The sequence below is a fragment of the Micromonospora sonneratiae genome (genome assembly GCF_042679305.1).
Lineage (GTDB): Bacteria > Actinomycetota > Actinomycetes > Mycobacteriales > Micromonosporaceae > Micromonospora_H > Micromonospora_H sonneratiae.
In genome coordinates this window covers 1-739 of the sequence record NZ_JBHTMP010000170.1, presented here as the reverse complement: position 1 = coordinate 739, position 739 = coordinate 1, and the positions used below count along the sequence as shown (strand labels likewise).

Annotated in this window: 1 protein-coding gene; it reads right to left on the bottom strand. The window is 75.9% G+C overall.

The genetic code is table 11. The features are described from left to right. The coding region (locus tag ACFQ4H_RS34840) for a hypothetical protein (RefSeq protein ID WP_377579550.1) at positions 1 to 739 on the bottom strand (739 nt) is incomplete at both ends.

Here is a 739-nt window from a genome sequence, read left to right as displayed (position 1 = left end):
CTCGGCGGGCAAACCCGCGAAGGCGGCGGCCTCCGCGACGGAGACGAGGCTCATCCGGGCCTCGGGCACCCACCGGTCGGCCGCCGCGACCGCACCATGCCGTAGCCGGCGGCGGGTAAAGTGCGCCGAGAGCAGCCCGAACCCGGAGCTGACGTCAGCGGCGGCGGCGACGGCTGCCGGCTTGGTGGGGCCGGCGGCGATGGCGTAAACGGCGACGAGCAGGTGTGGTGCGTCGGCGTACTTCGCCCGTGCCTGCCGGGCCAGTTCGGCGGTGTACGGGTCGGTCGGGCTGCTGGTACGTCGCCTCGTGCTCGACGAGCCGGGGGTGAAGATGTCGAGGACGCCGAGAATCAGCACTCGTAGCCCATCGGCGAGCACACCTGCGGCGCGGGCGGTTCCTCGGGCTCGACGTGCGCGTTGCGGGTTGGTCATCGCGCGGCGCAGCAGCCGCAGGCGGTGGGCCGGTGCCCGGCCGAGGTGGACTTGCAGGAGCGCGCCGCCGGTGCGCCCGGCCGAGGCGAGCCCGCCGTAGACGGCCCGGAGCCGGTCCTCTTCAGGGGTGCCCGCGTCCACGCCTCGGCGCGGGGCCGGCGTGGCGTCCTCGACCAGGGGCAGCCATTCCGGCTGAGTTGGCCACACCGCGAGGGCGGCCACGGCCCCGGTCGTCGGGACGGCCGGTGGGGCGGTCTGTTCGGCCCGGACGCCGGGCCAGCCGCGTTGCAGCAGCCGCACGACGGCG